Origin of the sequence: Kitasatospora sp. NPDC088779, from assembly GCF_040685395.1 — a bacterium.
Classification (GTDB): domain Bacteria; phylum Actinomycetota; class Actinomycetes; order Streptomycetales; family Streptomycetaceae; genus Kitasatospora.
In genome coordinates this window covers 1-13,787 of record NZ_JBFBHW010000042.1, presented here as the reverse complement: position 1 = coordinate 13,787, position 13,787 = coordinate 1, and the positions used below count along the sequence as shown (strand labels likewise).

Genomic DNA, 13,787 nt, shown 5'->3' with positions numbered 1-13,787 from the left:
GGTCAGAACCAGTGCAGGCAGTGCGGGGCGCGCTCGGCGCTGAAGAGGGCGTCGGCGAGGGCGGCCGCGCCCGGGCGGTGGGCCCGGATGTGCCCGGCGCGCACCAGCGTGCTCGGGGTGGTGCCGCCGAGGTAGACCGAGCCCAGGTCGCTCACGTCCAGGGACAGGTCGGGCTCCCGGTCCGTCGGGACGCACTCGGCCTTCCCGTCCCGGACGGTCAGCAGGTAGCGGCCGTGCTCGCCGAGGAACGGGTCGTCGACGTCGAGGACGAGCTCGCCGTCCACGAACCAGCCGCGCGAGGTCAGCGCCCGCGGGACGTCCAGCAGCCGCACCCAGAGCCAGTCGGTGCTGCTGCTCCCCTCGCCGGCGTTGAAGTCCGCAAGCTGCCAGCGCAGCGGGTGGTCGGACGGAACGTGCTTGAACACGACCTGGGAGACCAGGTCGTGTTCAAGCGCGAACCGGGCCAGGGCCGTGGCGACGGCGTCGTCGGTGGCGATGGTCTCGTCGACCGTCAAGGTGCCGTCGCCGAGCGAGTAGCAGGCGTAGCCGTCCGGGACACCGTCGGCATCCCGGTGGACGGCGACGTAGCGCGACGCCGAGGAGACCGGGGGCCGGCCCGCGCCCAAGGCCCACCAGCGGTGCGGCCGGGACAGTGCGCCGGGCTGTGCGCGGCGGTACCGGTCGTAGACCGCTTCCAGGATCTCGCCGCACTCGGCCCGCCGCAGCAGCTCGATCGAGCCGGTGCCCGGGCCGGGCGCCGCAGTGTCGGCCGTTCCGCGCGCCCGGGGGAGGGCGAAGGCGGCCTGATGGCGCGGCACCGTCAGCCGCTGCGTGTAGGTCGCCGGTCCGTAGCCGAACCTGCGGTAGATCACGGCCTCGGAGGCCAGCAGTACGGAGAGGAACTCCCCGCGGGCCCGAAACTCGGCGAGCTGGCGCTGCATCATCGCGGTGAGCACGCCCTGGCGCCGGTGCGAGGGCAGGACGCCGACGCCGGTCACCCCGCTGGTGGGGACGAGGGCCTCACCGGGCAGGGTGAGCTCGAAGGTGTACGCGCCGGCGGTGCCGACGGGCCGCCCGTCCGCCGTCACGGCGAGCAGGTTGCGGTCCATCTCGGTCGCCGACCACCAGAGCCCGCCGCCGTCGGCCGGGGTCTCCGGGAAGAGCCCGAACGCGGCATGGAGCGTGTCGACGTAGACGTCGAGGTCCTGATCGGTTGTCGGACGGATCTCCATCGTTACCGCTTCCTCCCCTGGATGACGACGGCACCACGGCCCGTGTGCCTCGCCACAGTGCAGCGTTGACCCGTGGCCCGGTCAAGCGAATTACGCTCCGGCACCGGTGGTCAGGCCGGACCGTTTCCCGGACGGCCTCCGGGGCCTTCCTCGGGCCGCTCGTCCTCCGGTGGCGCCCCGACGCTCTCCGGGGCTTCGCGGACGCTGCCCGGCATCGCCGGGTGGCGGCCGATCACGATCACCCCGACCACGATGGCCAGCAGTCCGGCGGACTGCCAGGCCAGCGCACCCGGCGTGACCCGCAGCCGGTCGCCGAGGAAGCCGACCGCGCAGGCGATCCCGGACAGCGGCTGGGCGGCGGTCAGCGCCGGCAGGGACATCCGCAGCGGCGCGGCCTCGAAGGCGCTCTGCACCAGCAGCAGCCCGACCACGCCCGCCGCCACCACCGCGTACGGCTGCCAGCTGCGCAGCACCGCGTCCAGCCCGCTGTGGTCGAGGCGCTGGGTGGTGGTGCGGGTCAGCGCGTCCTGGAGGCCGTAGAGCAGACCGGCGGCGAGGGCCAGCAGGGTGGCCTCCTCGAACAGCGGCAGCCGCCGGGCCAACGAGACCAGAAGCAGGGTCAGCCCGACCACCGTGCCGACCACCAGCCAGTGCCGCAGTTCCCCGGCGGGCGCACCGCCGCCAGTGGGCCGGCCGGCCACGATGAACGCCGTCACCCCGAGGCCGAGCAGCAGCACCCCGGCCCAGCCCGAGCGGCCGAGGGTCTGGCGGGTCAGCACCCGGGAGAGCGCCATGGCGAACAGCAGGTTGGTCGCGAGCAGCGGCTCGACGAGCGAGACCTCGCCCTGGTTGAGGGCGAGCGCGGACAGGATCAGTCCGCACACCATGAACCCGGTGCCGAGCAGCCACTCGGGCATCCGCATCAGGTCCAGGAGCAGCCGCCAGTGCAGCAGGTCGGCACGGGGCGCCCGCTGCGCCGCGTGCTGCTGGAGGACGAAGCCGAGGCCCAGGCAGCAGGCGGCGCCGAGGGCGAGGAGGAAGACCGCCACGGAGGGACCACCCGGTTGTCACTGCCCGCGCCGCGCCGGCGGGTCCGGGTTCGGTCGGCGGTCGCGGCGCGCTTCCGTCAGCGTACCGCCGGGGCGGCGACGCGGCCCGGCCGGCGGCGGAGAGCAGCCGCGGCCGGGAGACCCGTGGTGGGGGAACTGGTTCCCGGTCGGGTCCGCAGCCCCGGGCCGGGCCCGCTTGCCGCCACGGGCCGGACGGGCGCACGCTGGTGTGAGCGGCCGCCACGGCTCACCGTCCGTGCCGGTCCGGACAGGCGCGAGGGGGCCGCTGCCAGGAGGTGTGGCATGCACAACCAGTGGGACGTGGAGCTGAGCTTCGAGGAAGACGGAGTGCACACGGCGTGCGAGGCCAGACTGACCGGTGCGCGGGCGCCGGGCTTGCGCGCCCACGGGGAGTCGATGAAGAGCACGGACGACCGCCCGCTCGCCAGGATCGGTGAGGAGGTCGCGGCCTCCCGAGCCCTGGAGGAGCTGTCCCGCAAGCTGCGGGCGCAGGCCACCGGGGAGATCGACGACGAAGGACACCGCCCGGGGTACCTGATCTACTGACCCCCGCCCCCGTCGGCCGTCCCGCGCTCGCACGGGACGGCCCGGGACCACGCGGACGTCAGGACCAGGGGTTGGCCGGCTGGTCGTTGATCGCCGTCCAGAACCGGGTGCCCGCCGGGAGGGTGCCGGCTGCCCAGAGCGACCAGCCCTGCCCGTCGTGGAACTCGGCCATTCGCCAGCCGGCGCCGAAGGAGTCCTCGCAGAGCCCGTCGGCGTCGTCCCGGTTGCTCAGGTCGGACCCGGCCGTCGGGGCCGTCGCGGCGACCTCCCCGCCCGCCCAGCTGTGGAAGCCGGCGGTGGGGATCCCGGTGGGGGCCGGGCGGCCGTCCTGGTGGAGGCAGAGCACCGGCAGTTCGGTGTCGGCGGCGGTGTCCCCGAGGTAGGGGTTGCTGGCGCCGTCGGTGCCGACGTGCACCACACCGGCGCGCTGTTCCAGGGCGGTCCAGGTCAGCCCCGGGTGTTCGCCCGCCGAGGCGGCGACGGCCGGCCCGTCACGGTCCACGGCGGACGCGCTGCCCGGGGTGACGGCCAGCGCGGTGAGCGCGAGCACCGCCGCGGGGGCGAGGCGTCGGACGAACGCGGGCATGGCTGCTCCGTGAGGTGTGAGTGGGCCGACGTGGCGGTGTCAGCCTGCCAGCGCCAAGTCGAGTGCGGTACAAGGGATTTGGCGACGCTGGCGAGTTCGGGCCAATCCGTCGCCGGCGGCTTGTGCGCAGCGGCCGGGCAGGGCCGGTTCGCCGCGGGCGTGGCGCCCGTGCCGTCCGAACGGCCCTGCCGTCAGCCGCGGGGGGCGGCGAGGAATCCGGTCAGCCGGGCGTTGACCTCCGCCGCGCCCGCCATGGGCAGGTGGTGGTGCGAGAGGCCCGGCAGGACGGCGACCGTCGCCTCGGGTAGGGCGCGGCGGGCGGCCTCGGCGACCCGGGGGGCGTGGTGGGTGCGGCTGTGTTCGGCGAACAGGGCGAGGGTCGGGGTGGTGAGGGAGCGCAGCCGGTCGAGGCCGGGGCGGGGGCCGGTGACGACGCGGGTGGCGGGGAAGTCGGCGTATCCGAGGGCGTAGACCTCGCGCCAGCCGGGGTCCGGGCGGGGGCCGTCGCCGGCCTCCCAGTCGAGGTAGGCGCGGGCCCGGGCGGCGGTGCGGCGGGGGAGGAAGAGCGGCAGGGCGTGCAGCAGGTAGTCGGGGCGGAAGCCGGCGAAGCACTGGGTGGGATCGAGGAGGGCGAGTCGGCCGACCCGGGCGGGCGCGTGCAGGGCGTACTCCAGGGCGATCCAGCCGCCGTGGGAGTGGCCGCAGAAGTCGGCCCGGGGGAGGCCGAGTTGGTCGAGGACGGCGTCCAACCAGCCGAGCAGCCCGGGGACGCCGGCGAGCGGGGCGCCGTCGTGGACGCTGCGGCCCGGGTCGCCGATGAGGTCGGGGGCGAGGACGCGGTGCCCGGCGGCCGTCCACGCGGCGACGTTGGCGAACCACATGGTGGAGGTGGCGCCGCCGCCGTGCAGCAGGACGAGGGGGCGGCCGTCGGACGGGCCGCAGGCGTTGATCCGGGTGGTGCCGTGGGGCGTTCGGACGGTGAGGTGCTCGACCTGGACGGGCCAGCGGGCCAGCAGTGCGTCGTAGGCGGTGAGGAAGGCGGCGGTGCGGGCGGGGGAGGGCGTGGTGCGGGCGGACATGATGGGACTCCGCGGGGGTGAAGGCAGCGCCCGGCCGATCTGCGGGCGCTGATCCAACTGGTGGACGCCTCCCGGGCCGGCCGGGTGGTGACCCCGGCCGGCCCGGGGAGGCGTTGGGATCGAACTCGGCGGGCACCACCGGTCTGGGGGAGTGACCGGCGGGGTGTCAGAACCAGGTCTCGCCGTAGTGCGGCCCGGGGTGGTCCTCGCGCAGCAGGCAGATGTTGGGGTCGCGCGGCGGCTCCGGCCCCTCGTACGGGCCGACGGCCGGGCAGCGCGGCCCGACCTCGACCAGGTACTCGGGCCAGGACGCCCAGTGCAGGTCGAAGCCGACGCCCTGGACCAGCGCGGAATGGGTGCCGCCGTGCCCGCCGGCGAGGTCGCAGCGCAGGCGCGGATCGATCAGGAAGGCACCGCGCGGAACGGTGTTGTAGTGGTCCACGTCCGTCTGCGGCAGCGTGACGACGGACGGGCAGTGGTGGAACTCTGCGGAACGAAGGTCCGGTTGGCTCATGGGCGCCAGCATTCCACCGGGAGTCCGACGAGGGCCCCGGTTCCCCGCTTTTGTACGGCTCGCGGGGGACAGCTGTCGTGCCGTGTACGGGTGGTCGTCACCTCTCCGGAAGGCCTCGGCTACGCGGCGAGGGACCAGCTGATCACCGACAGGGTCGCCATCGACGCCAGGGTCGACCAGAGCACCGAGTCCCGGGCGAGCCCGGTGCCCTGGCCGTACTCGCGGGCGTAGACGTAGACGTTCTGCGCGGTGGGCAGGGCGGAGAAGAGCACCACGGTGAGGAGTTGGTGCGCGGGGAGGTGGAGCAGCGGGCCGGCCACCGCGAAGGCGACCAGCGGCTGTATCAGGGTCTTGACCGCGACGGTCAGCCCGACCTCGGCGTGGCGCGAACGGCCGGTGGCCGGCGGGCGGTTGTGCAGCGACATGCCGAGGGCGACCAGGGCGGTCGGCACGGCGGCGCCGCCGAGCAGTTCGCAGGAGCGGTTCAGCTCGGCGGGCAGGTGAAGCCCGCAGGCGGAGGCGGCGGCGCCGAGCGCGGTGGCCAACAGGATGGGGTTGCGCAGTGGCAGGGTGAGCAGGGCCCGGCGGCCGGCCGCGCCGCCGTCGAGGACGGTCAGCACCGCGGGCGTGACCACCAGGATCTGGAACAGCACCACCGGTGCGACGAAGGAGGCGTCACCGAGGAGCTGCATCGCCACCGGGATGCCGAGGTTGGCCGAGTTGACGTACCCGCAGGCCATCGCGCCGATCGCCAACTCGCCGGTCTTGCGCCGGAACAGCAGGCGCCCGGCGAGCAGCCCGAGGCCGATCGAGACGACGGTGCCGGCGGTGAAGGCGAGCATCGAGGGGTTGGCGAAGTGGTCCAGCGGGGTGCGGACGATCATCAGGAACAGTGAGGCCGGCATCGCCACGTGGAAGACGAACCGGTTGAGCACCGGCTCCGCGTGCGGCCCGAGCAGCCCGGTCCGGCCGACCAGGTAGCCGACCCCGGTCAGCGCCCAGATCGGGGCGAATCCGGACAGCAGGGGGTGCAGGGATGGCATGGTTCCTCGGATCGCTCGGACGGTCTGCCGGGTGGGCCGGGGGTCTCCCGCCCCGGGGCAGTAAACCAGTGAGCGTGAACGGGGAGACCACGGGCCTACGATGAGCCGATGGAGCCCGAGAACGCGCCGATGGAACCCGAGTACCTGAGCCTGGCCGAGGTGGAGGCGATCGCCCGGCGCGCGCACGAGGGGCAGGTCGACAAGAACGGCCACCCGTACGGCGAGCACATCGCGGCGGTCGCACACGGGACGGCCGCGCGCGGTGGCAGCGACGCCCAGATCGCGGCGGGCTGGCTGCACGACACCGTCGAGGACGACCGGTTGAGCCGGGAGTGGCTGGCGGGGGCCGCGTTGTCCGAGGCCACCAAGACGATCGTGGACGCGCTCACCCGCCGCCCCGACGAGCCGGTCGAGGCGTACACCGCGCGGGTCCTGGCCACGCCGGGCGCGTTGCTGGTCAAGCGTGCCGACCTCGCCCACAACTCGGACCCGGCCCGGCTGGCCGCGCTGGACGTCGCGACCGCCGAGCGCTTGGCCGCCAAGTACGCGCGGATGCGGGAACTGCTCGGGCTCACCGGCGAGCTCTGAGCGACGGGGCGCGGCCCGGGCGTCCGGACGAGCCGGGAGCGGGTCGGGCGAGGCGGGGGCGGGTCGGGCGAACCGGGAGCGGGCCGGGTGAGCCGGGAGCGGGCCGGGTGAGCCGGGGGCGGGTCGGGCGAACGGCGGGAGGCACCGCGCGACCCGCGAGAGGTGCGTGGGAACCACGAGAGGGCCCGGGCCACGCGGATCGCGCGGGCCCGGGCCCTCTGGGGTCACCCCGGTGATCCCTGTCCGACCCCCGGGGTGAGGGGGGAGTGGTCAGGATGCGGGTGGAGTCCGGTGAGCCGAGGTGGTCGGCTTAGTACCAGTGGTTGGCCTGCCAGAAGGTCCAGGCGGCGTTCGGGCTGCCGTAGCGGGAGTTCATGTAGTCCAGCGCCCACTTGATCTGGGTGGTCGCGTTGGTCTTCCAGTCGGAGCCGTGCGTCGCCATCTTGGAGCCCGGCAGCGCCTGGGCCAGGCCGTACGCGCCCGAGCTGGCGTTGGTCGCGGTCACGTTCCAGCTGGACTCGTGGGCGATGATCTGGCTGAAGGAGGCCAGCTGGTTCGCCGGGACGATCTGGGCGGCCACGGCCTGCGGGGACAGGGTGGCGGCGTTCGCGGTGGCGGGCAGCACACCCGCGCCCAGGGCGGTCAGACCGGCGGCGCCGGCGAGAATCGCGGCGGAAGTGCGCATACGGAGCTTGAAAGTGGGCATGAAGAACAGGACCTCAATCGGGTTGGGCCGGGTCACGCCCCGCCTTGGACCATGGCCGGACAGGGGCCGAAATGGTCGTGGGGCGTGACCTGGCAGTAAGTCGCTACCGGCGGGACAGGTGCCGGTGCGGCTGACGACTGAGCCATTGTTGGCATGCCGGATCGGGCGTCGCCAAGACCCCCTTGTTACGACCCCCGGTCGTACGGGGGGCGGCCGCCGTGGATTCGAAGGGTCGGTTGCGCGGAGCGCGCCGACCGGCGGTGACCTGCGCGAACGCCCCGTCGGCGGGGCGGGGCGCGGGTGCCCGGGACTTGCCACTATCGCCCGTCGTGGACCGCATTCCGGTGTGAGCGCACTCACCGTTTGGGCCGCTGAGGCCGTCACCCGCCGGTCTGCCGCCGGCACGTTGGGTACAGACGATCTCGCCGCCGTTGAGACCGGCGCCACACCCGTGGGGGCCCGGGGGAGACCGTCGGGCCCCGGCGGAGATCGGCGGGCCCCACCGGGGGTTCAGCGGAGGTCGCCGAGCCGGCGGTGACGCAGAGCCCGCGCCGCGAGGCGGTCCGGCTCCGGCAGCGCCGCCAGCCCGCCGAGCGCGGCACCGACCGCCCGTCCCAGCCGCGCGCAGAACGCCTCCGGCTCGTCCGCCGCGTCCGGCCGCTCCTCGACCACCTCGTCCACCAGCCCGACCTCCGCCAGGTGGCCCGCGCCGATGCCCTGGGAGCGGGCCAGCTCGGCGGCGTGCCCGCCGTCCCGGTGGACGATCGCGGACGCGCCCTCCGGTGGCAGCGGCGCCAGCCAGGCGTGCCCGGCGGCGAGCACCCGGTCGGCCGGGAGCAGCGCCAGCGCGCCGCCGCCCGAGCCCTGGCCGAGCAGCACCGCCAGGACGGGCGTGCGCAGCGCCAGCAGGGTGGTCAGGCAGTGCGCGATCTCGACCGCGATCCCGTCCAGCTCGGCCTGCGCGGACAGTTCGGCCCCGGCCGTGTCGACGACCGTGACCAGCGGCAGCCCCAGTTGCTCCGCCACCCGCGCGGTGCGCCGGACGGCCCGCAGGTCGGCGGCGGTGAACGGGCGCTCGTGCTCCGGGGTCTGCCGCTGCTGGCCGACCACCAGGACCGGCCGACCCCCGAGGACGGCGAGGGCGCGGACCAGCGCGCCGTCCCGCCCGCCGGGGGCGTCCAGCAGCACCAGTTCCTCGGCGGTGTGGCGCAGCAGCTCGCGGGTGCCCGGGCGGTCGGGGCGACGGGTGCGGCGGACGGAGTCCCAGGCGTCGGGGTGTTCGGCGGCCCCGTCGGGGGTGGGGTCGGGAGCGAGGCCGGGGCCGGGACCGGGGGCGCCGGTGCCGCTGGTGTCCGTGCTGCCCGGGGCGGGCGCGGTGGTGGCGAGGACGGCGAGCGTGCGGCGGACCAGTTCGCGCAGGTCCTGCGGCGGCACGACGGCGTCCACCAGGCCGCGTCCGGCGAGCGTCTCCGCCCGCTGCACGTCCGGGGGCAGTTCCACGCCGCGCAGTTCCTCGTACACGCGCGGGCCGAGGAAGCCGAGCCGGGCGCCCGGCTCGGCGAACACCAGCTGGCCGAGCGTGCCCCAGGAGGCGAAGACCCCGCCCATGGTCGGGTTCCGTAGATAGGTGAGATAGGGGAGACCGGCCGCGCGGTGCGCCTGGACGGCGGCGGTGATCCGCAGCATGCACAGGAAGGCCGCCGACCCCTCCTGCATGCGCGTCCCGCCGGAGACGGGCAGGGCGAGCAGTGGCAGCCGCTCGGCGGTGGCGCGCTCGACGGCGCGGGTGATCCGCTCGGCGGTGGCCACGCCGATCGAGCCGCCGAGGAAGCCGAACTCGGAGGCGACCAGCGCCACCGGCCGCCCGCCGACCAGGCCGGCACCGGTGAGGACGGCCTCGTCGAGACCGGTGCGTGCGCGGGCCCGGTCGAGCGAGGCGCGGTAGCCGGGGTCGGTCTGGTCGGTGGGCGGGTCGGCCGGCGGCTCGTCCCAGCCCTGGAAGGCGCCAGGGTCGACCAGCAGTCCGATCAGCTGCCGCGCGGTCAGCGGCGCGCCCGTGGCTGTGGCCGGGTGCGGTCCCGTGCCCGCGCTCGTGTTCGTCCCCGTGTTCATGCCCACCCCGTCAGCGGTCGTTCCGGTCCGACATGATCCGTCACTCTATGCGGCGCGACTGGAGCGGGGAGCGAACGTGAGGAAGCTGTGAGGAGCCGACAGCGGTCGGGTTGCTAGTTCGACGGCGGTCGACCCATGGGGTGTCCGGGCGGTTCGTGGGCGGCGCCGGCCGGGCTCGGGTCGGAGCTGGGATACGGCTCAAGTCGCTGGTCAGACAGGTGAGTTACCCGTCGGTTAATAGTTTGTCGCAGGGCTTCCGGAGTTGTCGGTGGCTGGTCACACTGGTGGACATGACCCGCACTCTACGCGCGTGGAAGACCCGCGCTGCCGCCGTCACCGCCGTCGCCCTGATGACCCTCGCGCCCGTCGCCGTCGCCACCGAGGCGCACGCCGACGTGAGCGGCACGGTGTGTCTGTCCGCCCTCCCGCCCGAGGCGACCGACACCCTCAACCTGATCGCCACCGACGGGCCGTTCCCGTACTCCCAGGACGGCGTCGTGTTCCAGAACAGGGAGCACGTCCTGCCCAGCCAGTCCAACGGCTACTACCACGAGTACACCGTCATCACGCCCGGTGCCCCGACCCGCGGCACCCGCCGGATCATCACCGGTCAGGCGACCCAGGAGGACTACTACACCGGTGACCACTACGTCACGTTCTCGCTGATCGACCAGGGCTGCTGACACGCGCCCCACGCCCCTCCCGGCCCCGGCGCACGTCTCCGCCGGGGCCGCCGGAACGACGGGCCCGCCGGATCGCCGAGGGGCGGCCCCCCGCCCGCCCCGGCGGCCCGCCGCGACCGGCCTCAGAGCTCGGACGGCCCCCAGGCGTCCACCACCAGCTCGTCCCCGACCCGCAGCGTGCCGGGCCGCAGCACCGCGAACTTGCTGCCGAACGCGACCCCGCCGACCGCCGCCCGGCGGTAGCCGGCCAGCGTCCGCAGCGGCTCCGGACCGGCCTTCGCGCCCGTCGACTGGTCGACCAGCGTCACCGAGCAGCGGATCGCGAGCTTGGCATAGGCCAACTCGGCGCCGCCCACGGTGATCCGGCGGGCCAGGTCCTCGGTGTGCGGTTCGTCCCAGCCGTCCACCACCAGGTTCGGGCGGAACCGGTCCGCCGGCACGGGGAGTCCGCCGCTCAGCGCGTTGAAGCGCTCCAGCGACGCGCGGGACAGCAGGTGCACCGCGCAGCTGTCGGCGTAGCCGGACGTGCCCGGCACCAGCCCGTCGGTCACCCGGTCGTGCTCCGGCGGCACCCGGACCAGCCGGCTGCGGACACCCAGCACCCCGGACAGCCAGCCGGCCACCTCCTCGCCCTGGTCGATCCCGAAGAACGGGGCGCCGAACAACTGCACCGCCCGGCGCGGACCCTCGGTGTCCACGGCGACGGTCACCGGCTCCACACCCGGGGCGTCGAGGGTCAGCCGGCGGCCGTCCTCCCCGACCGTCGGGCGGACCGTGGCCAGCAGGCGGTCCCGGCGTTGGGAGCGGAACACCCCGTCCTCGTCCACCACCATGAACGCCCGGTCGTGGGCCAGCCCCGCCGGAGTCAGCTCCGCCCGCGCCACCTCGACCCCGGCGCACCCCTTCACCGGGTAGTACCGCAACTCCACCACTTCGGCCATGGCCGCCCCCTCGACTCACCGCGGCCCCTCGCGAGCCGCTCCGGACCCCTCGCGGAATCAACGCCTCCGTAGGGTAGTTGACCGCCGCCCGACCACCCGCCCCCGGGATTGCTAGGGTCGGGACATGGCACCGAGCAGCGCGAACCCCCCGGGAAGGCTCCGGCGCGACGCCCAGCGCAACCGCGACCTGCTGCTCGCCGCCGCCCGCGGCATGTTCTCCCGGCACGGCCTCGACGTCCCGCTGGACCAGATCGCCAAGGAGGCCGGCGTCGGCAACGCCACCCTCTACCGCCACTTCCCGACCCGCGAGGCGCTGATCGGCGAGGTGTTCGCCGACGCCGCCGTCGGCCTGGCCGGGGCCGGCGAGGAAGCCCTCGCCGCCGAGGACGCCTGGACCGCGCTCGAACACTACTTCGAGCGCATCTTCGAACTCGTCGCCGCCGACCGGGGCATCAACGACCTCGTCACCCAGGCCATCCCCACCATCCCCGGCATGATCGAGATCAGCCGCCGGAACGCCGCCACCGTCGGCGCCCTCATCGCCCGCGCCCAGGACCAGGGCACCATGCGGCGCGACGTGGTCACCATGGACCTGCTCTTCCTGCTCGGCCCGCTCTGCCGCGCCCTGCCCGCCACCACCGACCTGCGCCCCGACCTCTGGCGCCGCTACCTCGCCCTGCTCCTCGACGGCTTCCGCACCCAGGCCACCCACCCGCTGCCGGTCCCCCCGATCGGCGAGGAACACCTGGACCGGATGTTCGCCGACCTCTGGGAAGCCGAACCACCGGAGGGATAGGCAAGCCGTTTCACACCGGGAAACGGTCGGCCTTCACCAGAGTGCCGTGACGAGGATGGAGGAGGATGTCCGGACTGCCCGTTGCGCTGCCGAGAGGTCACTGACGATGGCTGCGTACGTGCTGATTCCCGGGGCCGCGTCCGGCCCGTGGTACCGGCACCTGCTGGAGGCCGAACTGCGCCGGCGGGGCCACGACGTGGTGGCGGTGATGCCCGGTGACCACTGCCCCATGCCCGGCCACCCCGCAGAGCTGGCCGACCACCTGGAGGCGTACCGGACCGCGTCGTAGCGACCCCGGGGCATCAGGGACACGTACGGAACACCCGCGCGCGCGTCAGAGGCGTGTCAACGGGCGCCGGAGGTGCGGTGCCGGCCCGCTTTGCTGGAGGACGACAGCACAGCACGGCGGTACGGACCGAGAGGCGGGGCGCACCATGGCGGACAGCGAGATATCCGGCGCGGACGAGGCAGCGGAGCGGGCCGGCCGCGCGGGCCGGATCGTCGTCGGCGTCAGCGGCTCGCTCGGCAGCCTCGCCGCCCTCCACCACGCCGTCGCCGAAGCCCACCGCACCGACGCCGAGGTCCTCGCCCTCCTCTGCTGGACCTCACCCGGCGAAGAGATCGGCTACCGCCGCACACCCTGCCCGGCCGCCATCACCGCCGGCCGCGACGCCGCCGTCGCCCGGCTCCGGCAAGCCCTCGACGAGGCCTTCGCCGGCCGCTACGCCGGAGTCCGGCTGCGCTGCCAGGCCGTCCGCGGCGACACCGGACACACCCTGGTCCGCTTCGCCGACCACCCCGACGACCTGCTCGTCCTCGGCGCGGGCAGCAGCCGCGGCTGCCTCTCCCGGGCGCTGCGCCCCTCCGTCACCGCCTACTGCGTCCGGCACGCGAGCTGCCCCGTCCTGGCCGTCCCCCGGCCGCCGCTGCAGCGCGACCTGGAGGCCATGGAACGCGGCCACGGCCTGCGCTCCCTCGTCGCGGGGCGGTAGGCCGCGCCCTGCCTGTGGTGCCGCTACCTACGACAGCCCGGCGGCCTCGGCGAGGACGGCGGCGGTCCGGCGGCCGGCGCGCAGCACCGCTTCGGCGGTGGTGGGGAGGCAGCGGTCCGCCTCGGCGTCGTACACGGTCATGATGACGCCCGCGTGGTCGGTGGCGGGTTCGAGAACCCGTACCGCGGACATCTGCTTTGTCAGAGCAGCGCTCAGTTGCCGGGTGTGCTCGATGTCCAGCACCCCGTCCTCCGTGCCGTGGACCAGCCAGAGCGGGACGGGGGAGGGCTGCTCGGCCAGCAGGTCGAGAGGGGCGTCCCCGGTGGTGATCGCCGGCCGGGCGTAGCTGGAGGAGATGCCGACGGCGGCGATGGGACGCCGCTCGGCGGGGGTGTCGGGGTGGGTGGCCACGGCTATGGCCTCCCGGCCGCCCAGCGACCAGCCGGCCAGGATCAGGCGGTCCGGGTCCCCGCCGTACGCGGCGGCGGTGCGGCGGGCGTGGGCGAGCGAGGCGAGCAGCTCGGCGCGGCCGCCGTCAGGCCGGTCGGAGCGCCAGTCCGGGACGAGCACCAGCAGGCCGAGCCCGGCGGCCTCCCGGGCGAGCGGCCGCAGCACGTCGCGCTCGTCGGGGCCCCGGCCGTGCCACAGCAGTACGACGGGCGCGGGCCCGGCGGTGCCGGCGGACGGGCGGTGCACGTCCATGAGCCGTCCGTCGGCGTACGGGGTGGCCTCGGGTTGAGCGCTCGTCATGCGGGGTTCGCCTCCGGTTCGGTGACTGATCACGGAGCTGGTACTGTACTTCTCGTCGCGAGGGAGATGATTCCTCGTCAGGCGTCAGTGGTGCTACCAGAGCACGTCCTACTTTCAGTAGGAAGAGTCCGTGCGATCCGGGCCTGGCG

Annotated in this window: 16 protein-coding genes; 6 read left to right on the top strand and 10 right to left on the bottom strand. The window is 74.8% G+C overall.

From position 1 onward, the window contains the following. Window positions 1-2: 2 nt before the first annotated feature. Together AB0P03_RS30440 and AB0P03_RS30435 are read right to left on the bottom strand one after the other, a co-directional pair. Entirely contained in the window at window positions 3-1,232 is a 1,230-nt protein-coding gene (locus AB0P03_RS30440) for a GNAT family N-acetyltransferase (RefSeq protein WP_363631887.1), read from the bottom strand. Window positions 1,233-1,342: 110 nt separating this feature from the next. Further along, window positions 1,343-2,281, bottom strand: a complete 939-nt coding sequence (locus tag AB0P03_RS30435; RefSeq protein WP_363631885.1) for a DMT family transporter — start codon at window positions 2,279-2,281, stop codon at window positions 1,343-1,345. 303 nt (window positions 2,282-2,584) lie between these two features. Between AB0P03_RS30435 and AB0P03_RS30430 the strand changes: the two genes are divergently transcribed. Then, the gene (locus tag AB0P03_RS30430) at window positions 2,585-2,848 is read left to right on the top strand and encodes a dsRBD fold-containing protein (protein WP_063350242.1); all 264 of its coding nucleotides are present in this window, start codon (window positions 2,585-2,587) and stop codon (window positions 2,846-2,848) included. 58 nt (window positions 2,849-2,906) lie between these two features. On the opposite strand, the gene AB0P03_RS30425 is transcribed toward AB0P03_RS30430, so the two are convergent. The 4 genes from AB0P03_RS30425 to AB0P03_RS30410 all read right to left on the bottom strand — a co-directional run bounded on the left by AB0P03_RS30425 (window position 2,907) and on the right by AB0P03_RS30410 (window position 6,070). Beyond that, window positions 2,907-3,434, bottom strand: a complete 528-nt coding sequence (locus AB0P03_RS30425) for a hypothetical protein (protein WP_363631883.1) — start codon at window positions 3,432-3,434, stop codon at window positions 2,907-2,909. A gap of 191 nt (window positions 3,435-3,625) precedes the next feature. After that, window positions 3,626-4,513, bottom strand: coding sequence for an alpha/beta fold hydrolase (locus tag AB0P03_RS30420; protein ID WP_363631882.1), 888 nt, complete (start codon window positions 4,511-4,513; stop codon window positions 3,626-3,628). A 166-nt stretch (window positions 4,514-4,679) separates the two neighbouring features. Beyond that, complete coding sequence (locus tag AB0P03_RS30415) at window positions 4,680-5,027, bottom strand: hypothetical protein (protein ID WP_363585249.1); 348 nt, start codon at window positions 5,025-5,027, stop codon at window positions 4,680-4,682. Between the two features lie 119 nt (window positions 5,028-5,146). Next, on the bottom strand, window positions 5,147-6,070 hold the full coding sequence (locus AB0P03_RS30410) for an AEC family transporter (RefSeq protein WP_363631880.1): 924 nt from the start codon (window positions 6,068-6,070) through the stop codon (window positions 5,147-5,149). 108 nt (window positions 6,071-6,178) lie between these two features. On the opposite strand from AB0P03_RS30410, the gene AB0P03_RS30405 reads away from it, so the two are divergent. Beyond that, the gene (locus AB0P03_RS30405; protein WP_363585245.1) at window positions 6,179-6,658 is read left to right on the top strand and encodes an HD domain-containing protein; all 480 of its coding nucleotides are present in this window, start codon (window positions 6,179-6,181) and stop codon (window positions 6,656-6,658) included. Between the two features lie 310 nt (window positions 6,659-6,968). Here the strand turns inward: AB0P03_RS30405 and AB0P03_RS30400 are convergent, their stop codons facing one another. Continuing rightward, a complete protein-coding gene (locus tag AB0P03_RS30400; RefSeq protein WP_350879079.1) occupies window positions 6,969-7,343 on the bottom strand; it encodes a transglycosylase SLT domain-containing protein in 375 nt (124 codons plus the stop codon). Between the two features lie 531 nt (window positions 7,344-7,874). Continuing rightward, window positions 7,875-9,476 carry a carboxyl transferase domain-containing protein gene (locus tag AB0P03_RS30395; protein WP_363631879.1) on the bottom strand — a complete coding sequence of 534 codons (1,602 nt, stop codon included), beginning with the start codon at window positions 9,474-9,476 and terminating at the stop codon, window positions 7,875-7,877. A gap of 350 nt (window positions 9,477-9,826) precedes the next feature. Between AB0P03_RS30395 and AB0P03_RS30390 the strand changes: the two genes are divergently transcribed. Next, on the top strand, window positions 9,827-10,159 hold the full coding sequence (locus AB0P03_RS30390) for a ribonuclease (protein WP_363585315.1): 333 nt from the start codon (window positions 9,827-9,829) through the stop codon (window positions 10,157-10,159). Window positions 10,160-10,281: 122 nt separating this feature from the next. On the opposite strand, the gene AB0P03_RS30385 is transcribed toward AB0P03_RS30390, so the two are convergent. Then, window positions 10,282-11,100 (bottom strand): MOSC N-terminal beta barrel domain-containing protein, encoded by an 819-nt coding sequence (locus tag AB0P03_RS30385; RefSeq protein ID WP_363631877.1) that lies wholly within the window; start codon window positions 11,098-11,100, stop codon window positions 10,282-10,284. A gap of 124 nt (window positions 11,101-11,224) precedes the next feature. Here AB0P03_RS30385 and AB0P03_RS30380 point away from each other — a divergent pair, with 124 nt between their 5' ends. The 3 genes from AB0P03_RS30380 (at window position 11,225) to AB0P03_RS30370 (ending at window position 12,888) form a co-directional block, all read left to right on the top strand. Beyond that, entirely contained in the window at window positions 11,225-11,896 is a 672-nt protein-coding gene (locus tag AB0P03_RS30380) for a helix-turn-helix domain-containing protein (protein WP_363585239.1), read from the top strand. 106 nt (window positions 11,897-12,002) lie between these two features. Continuing rightward, on the top strand, window positions 12,003-12,185 hold the full coding sequence (locus AB0P03_RS30375) for a hypothetical protein (RefSeq protein WP_363631875.1): 183 nt from the start codon (window positions 12,003-12,005) through the stop codon (window positions 12,183-12,185). A 145-nt stretch (window positions 12,186-12,330) separates the two neighbouring features. Continuing rightward, on the top strand, window positions 12,331-12,888 hold the full coding sequence (locus tag AB0P03_RS30370; RefSeq protein ID WP_363631873.1) for a universal stress protein: 558 nt from the start codon (window positions 12,331-12,333) through the stop codon (window positions 12,886-12,888). 27 nt (window positions 12,889-12,915) lie between these two features. Here AB0P03_RS30370 and AB0P03_RS30365 read toward each other — a convergent pair whose 3' ends face one another. Next, on the bottom strand, window positions 12,916-13,638 hold the full coding sequence (locus tag AB0P03_RS30365; protein ID WP_363631871.1) for an alpha/beta hydrolase: 723 nt from the start codon (window positions 13,636-13,638) through the stop codon (window positions 12,916-12,918). Window positions 13,639-13,787: the final 149 nt, after the last annotated feature.

Coding starts and splice junctions, on each gene's coding strand:
- AB0P03_RS30390 (WP_363585315.1), top strand. CDS start 9,827: ATGACCCTCGCGCCCGTCGCCGTCGCCACCGAGGCGCACGCCGACGTG.
- AB0P03_RS30385 (WP_363631877.1), bottom strand. CDS start 11,100: ATGGCCGAAGTGGTGGAGTTGCGGTACTACCCGGTGAAGGGGTGCGCC.
- AB0P03_RS30430 (WP_063350242.1), top strand. CDS start 2,585: ATGCACAACCAGTGGGACGTGGAGCTGAGCTTCGAGGAAGACGGAGTG.
- AB0P03_RS30380 (WP_363585239.1), top strand. CDS start 11,225: ATGGCACCGAGCAGCGCGAACCCCCCGGGAAGGCTCCGGCGCGACGCC.
- AB0P03_RS30410 (WP_363631880.1), bottom strand. CDS start 6,070: ATGCCATCCCTGCACCCCCTGCTGTCCGGATTCGCCCCGATCTGGGCG.
- AB0P03_RS30415 (WP_363585249.1), bottom strand. CDS start 5,027: ATGAGCCAACCGGACCTTCGTTCCGCAGAGTTCCACCACTGCCCGTCC.
- AB0P03_RS30425 (WP_363631883.1), bottom strand. CDS start 3,434: ATGCCCGCGTTCGTCCGACGCCTCGCCCCCGCGGCGGTGCTCGCGCTC.
- AB0P03_RS30370 (WP_363631873.1), top strand. CDS start 12,331: ATGGCGGACAGCGAGATATCCGGCGCGGACGAGGCAGCGGAGCGGGCC.
- AB0P03_RS30400 (WP_350879079.1), bottom strand. CDS start 7,343: ATGCGCACTTCCGCCGCGATTCTCGCCGGCGCCGCCGGTCTGACCGCC.
- AB0P03_RS30405 (WP_363585245.1), top strand. CDS start 6,179: ATGGAGCCCGAGAACGCGCCGATGGAACCCGAGTACCTGAGCCTGGCC.
- AB0P03_RS30420 (WP_363631882.1), bottom strand. CDS start 4,513: ATGTCCGCCCGCACCACGCCCTCCCCCGCCCGCACCGCCGCCTTCCTC.
- AB0P03_RS30365 (WP_363631871.1), bottom strand. CDS start 13,638: ATGACGAGCGCTCAACCCGAGGCCACCCCGTACGCCGACGGACGGCTC.
- AB0P03_RS30395 (WP_363631879.1), bottom strand. CDS start 9,476: ATGAACACGGGGACGAACACGAGCGCGGGCACGGGACCGCACCCGGCC.
- AB0P03_RS30440 (WP_363631887.1), bottom strand. CDS start 1,232: ATGGAGATCCGTCCGACAACCGATCAGGACCTCGACGTCTACGTCGAC.
- AB0P03_RS30375 (WP_363631875.1), top strand. CDS start 12,003: ATGGCTGCGTACGTGCTGATTCCCGGGGCCGCGTCCGGCCCGTGGTAC.